The organism is Boseongicola sp. (assembly GCF_057460485.1).
On sequence record NZ_JBVCWP010000295.1, the window covers coordinates 1 to 4,494 of the forward strand.

4 protein-coding genes are annotated in these 4,494 nt (G+C 54.7%); all 4 read left to right on the forward strand.

Translation table 11 applies throughout. From position 1 onward, the window contains the following. A partial coding sequence (locus tag AC221Y_RS20610) for a radical SAM protein (RefSeq protein WP_486708245.1) occupies positions 1–975 on the forward strand: 975 nt, incomplete at its 5' end. A 375-nt stretch (positions 976–1,350) separates the two neighbouring features. Continuing rightward, a complete protein-coding gene (locus tag AC221Y_RS20615) occupies positions 1,351–1,767 on the forward strand; it encodes an ester cyclase (RefSeq protein ID WP_486708246.1) in 417 nt (138 codons plus the stop codon). A gap of 88 nt (positions 1,768–1,855) precedes the next feature. Then, positions 1,856–3,982, forward strand: coding sequence for a molybdopterin-containing oxidoreductase family protein (locus AC221Y_RS20620; protein WP_486708247.1), 2,127 nt, complete (start codon positions 1,856–1,858; stop codon positions 3,980–3,982). A 342-nt stretch (positions 3,983–4,324) separates the two neighbouring features. Beyond that, a partial coding sequence (locus tag AC221Y_RS20625) for a phasin family protein (protein ID WP_486708248.1) occupies positions 4,325–4,494 on the forward strand: 170 nt, incomplete at its 3' end.

Sequence of the window (4,494 nt, forward strand, 5' to 3'; positions counted from 1 at the left end):
GACCGTCTAATCGAACTCAAGTTCGGTGAGGGTATGAATATCGGTTTCACTATTCAGGTCGATACGCTGTGCCACCGCATTCCTAATTTCATTGAGAAGACAACCCGGGCTGGTGTGCGGCGCGTCTTCATTGGACTTGAGAACATTAATCCAGACAACCTGCTTGCAGCAAAGAAGCGGCAGAACAAGATTACTGATTATCGCTATATGCTCCAGAAGTGGCGCGAGCACGGCGCAACGATCTATGCCGGTTACATTTTAGGTTTCCCGGGCGACACAAAGGAATCGATTCTCCGGGACATCGAAATCGTAAAGCGGGAGTTGCCGCTCGATGTCCTAGAATTTTTCTTCCTAACCCCCCTGCCAGGTTCGGAGGACCACAAGGTTCTTCTGGAGGAGGGTGCCTGGATGGATTCCGATCTCAACAAGTACGACCTCGACCATCGCGTGAGCCATCACCCGAGAATGTCGGATGAGGAGTGGGAGGATGCCTATCGTTCGGCTTGGAGCGCCTTTTACACGCCGGAACACGTCCGCTCCATCTTACGCCGCGTTGCCGCTAATCGGCTGGGACGGCCAAGCACAACGCTTTCTACGATCCTTTGGTTTTACCTCATGGTCGAGTTCGAGGGCGTGCATCCGCTCGAGGGCGGAGCGTTTCGCCTGAAATTTCGCCGTGACCGTCGTTATGGTTTGCTACGCGAGAACCCCCTGATCTTCTATCCGCGCTATCTCGGAGAGATCGCAGGCAAGGCATGGAGATACTGGTCGGTTTACCGCCGGTACACAAAGATTCTCAAGCAGTGTCTTGAGGCCCCGGATCGTTGGACCTACAGCGATCTTGCTATAGCTCCGCCAGGCGAGGAGGAGCTCGACACGCTCGAACTATTTAGGGCGACGCGCGGAGGCGACGAGGCAGTAGCTAAGAAGCGCAAGGAAGACGATGCCCGCACGGCACTACGTGTCGGTGTCTAACGTAAGTTCGACGGCCGTCTCGTCGATTTTGATCGTTAATCCTAGTTAGCGAGTTGACAGGACCTTTTCCAAACCGATGGCGTGCGCTTCGGGTCATTAGCCGACATCAGCCTGCTGGTAGAGTACGTCCGCTTTACACCCGAAAGCAGACATACTCGGCTTCGAAAAGTGGGTCCGCTTAGGGTCATTAACCGACAGTAGAACGCGATCTTTCGACGACCGCTTTGCACCCGCAAGCAGACATCCTCAGCCGCGCCGTTGACTTCAGCTAAGTCCCATCAACTGACTATGCTTATGATTCCAGACACGGAAGGCCCGTGTTAGTGTGGAGCTCAGTTTCCGCAAGACCAGGCGTATTTCATTGAGGTGATCAATATGGCGACGCTTACCGACACGGCGATGAGCTTCTTCGAAGCCTGCGACACGGGAAAGGGATGGCAGGCGTGTAAAGAATACTGCACGCCAAATGCAACATTTTCGTCACAAGCTGAGCCATTGCTAGAAATCAATACTCTGCAAGACTACTGCGATTGGATGACGGGCTTGATGAAAATCACGCCTGATGCCCGTTACGATTTGAAATCATTCGCTGTCGACCAAACGCGCAAGCACGTAGTCGCCTACGCGGTATTTCACGGCACACACACGGGAGAGGGAGGGCCTTGCCCGCCGACCGGAAAGTCGACTTCGTCAGACTATGCTTACGTCATGGAGTTCGACGGCGAGAAGATCCGACACATGACCAAGATATGGCACTCTGGCTTGGCCATGAAGGAACTCGGCTGGGTGTAGTGATTTCTGCGCTCAATTGATATGGCTGGTGCGTACGGACCAATCCTTTGAGAGCCGCGGCCGCCCATTTTCTGTGAAAGGGACCCCCATGAATGAGCATATATCGACAACTACGTCTTTCGGCGGTTGCCCACACGACTGTCCAGATACATGTGCGATGCTGTTCGAAGTCGAGAATGGCAAACTTAAGGGCGTGCGCGGCAATCCCGATCATCCAATGACGCGCGGCGGTCTCTGTGTGAAGCTGAAAGATTATGAAAAGCGTCATTATCACCCAGACCGCTTGCTCTATCCACTAAGGCGCGTCGGACCGAAGGGGTCTAAGCAGTTCGAACGCATATCGTGGGACGAAGCACTCGATACGATCGTTTCGCGCTGGAAAGGCATCATCGACGAGTATGGCCCGCAAGCCATCGTTCCATACAGCTATCTAGGCCATCAGGGATTGGTGCATGGCCTCAATGGTGGCGACGCGTTCTTCAATCGCCTAGGGGCAACCGTTTGCGAACGCACCTTTTGCGGTGAAGGCTCGTGCACGGCGTGGCTGCTCACCGTCGGGGCGACGGCCGGCCTTGATCCGGAGAGTTACATTCATTCAAAGTATATTGTCATCTGGGCATGCAACAGCGTCAGCACCAATCTCCATCATTGGGCCATCGTCAGAGATGCGCAGAAGCGTGGAGCCAAGGTCGTCGTCATCGATGCCTATACATCTCGCACCGCTAAGGAAGCCGACTGGCACATTTGCCCAAGGCCAGGCACCGACAGCGCCCTTGCGATGGCCGTGATAAATTCCATTATCGCTCAGGGTCTAGTCGACCAAGAATACGTCGACAATTACACAATCGGATACGAGGAACTTCGCAACCGCGCTGCTTCGCGCACGCCGGAGTGGGCCGAAGCGATCACAGGGGTCCCAGCCGAAGACATTAAGAAACTTGCCCGCGAGTTGGCTACGATTCAGCCAGCCGGTATCCGAATGGGTGTCGCACTTGAGCGCCATTACGGCGGCGGCCAAACAATCCGTGCCGTAACCTGCATACCCGCGCTGACAGGTGCCTGGCGTCATGTTGGCGGCGGAGTCACGCAGTTCCCAGTCTGGGAACACCCCTACAAATTCAATGTTATCTGCCGGCCTGACCTGATCCCAGAGGGCACGCGCGTGATCAACAACCTGCAGATCGGACGGGTGCTCACCGGTGAGACCCCGCTCGATCCGCCGATCAAGTCGATGATGTGCTGGAACTCCAATCCGGTGACCCAGGCCCCGGAGACAGACAAAATCGTCGAGGGTCTTATGCGTGAGGACTTGTTCTTGGTCAGCGCAGAGCACTTTATCTCCGATACGGCTTCGTATGCAGACATCGTGCTGCCCGCATCAATGGGTGCCGAGATGGAAGACATGATCCTGTCCTGGGGTCATCTCTATCTGACCTACAACGCCAAATGCGTTGAAAGTCCCGGCGAGGCGATTCCGAACAACGAGATCTTTCGCCGCTTGGCCGCTCGGATGGGATTTGAGGAAGAAAACTTCAAATGGTCCGATAGCGAATGCCTGGAACATTATGTCGACTGGGACTCACCCGCCTGCGATGGCATCGATTTGGAGTACATGCGTAAGCATGGCTTCGCTAGGTTGACGGTAGGCACGAAGGACGATCGGGTTCCTCATCGCGAAGGAAACTTCCCGACGCCGACTGGCAAGTGCCATTTCCTCATCGAAAACGCTACGAACTTTGTGGCTGGTCCATTCCGCCAGATGTATGAGAGCAACCAACCAGGTGAGCCGCTTGATCCCTTGCCCGACTATGTTCGGGCACGTGAGACGCGGGACAACAACCCTGAGCTGGCGAAGAAGTATCCTCTCAACATTGTCTCACCGAAAAGCCACGGTTTTTTGAATTCCTGTTACGCCAATATGGAAGAGAAGATCAGAGGTCAGGGCGAGCAGTTCGTCCTAATAAACGCGGCTGATGCGGAGCCACGGGGCATCGTCGACGGTGACCGTATTAAGGTCGAGAACAGCCGCGGTGCGTTCAGAGGCTTGGCCCGCATCACACACGACGTCAATCCCGGCGTTGTCGTGGCGACGTTGGGCTATTGGCGGCAGCTCAACGATGGAACAGTGAACAGCATCAGTTCTGCCGAGTTCGCCGACATGGGGCATGCCCCGTCATTCTCAGACAACCTTGTCGAAGTAACCCGGGCCAATTGATGCTTGAAGGACGCCCGCTAGAGCATGTGCTCAATCGGCGGCCCTCGAAAAAGTTGAAGAGGAAGAAGTGCCGTCACCCGGCAACTGTGCACTCTTTGTATGGTTGCATCTATTATGTCACACAACCTCATATGCGGACATCGGGTGTACGGGCTTCCCGGGAGAGCTACGGCGGCAAAGGAAACCCATTCAGGCCGTTGATATAAAACTGGTTTTGACACAAAAAACGAATATTACTCAGCACAGCATTTTCAGCTTGCAATTTATTGTGCAGTGCACCATATAGCCGCGTGTGATCAACCCACACCGCTAAAGCGGTGCCGCATACATAAGAGGTACGAAATGACCGAACACTCCAAGATTGCTGATGAGTTTCAGAAGGCCGGCAAGGATAGCTTTGAAGCCGTAGCCCGCTCTTACGGCGACGCAAACAAGGGCTTCCAGGCGATTGTCTCCGAGTACACGAATTATTCGAAGAAGGCGTTTGAGGACGGCGCTCGCACGCTTGAGCA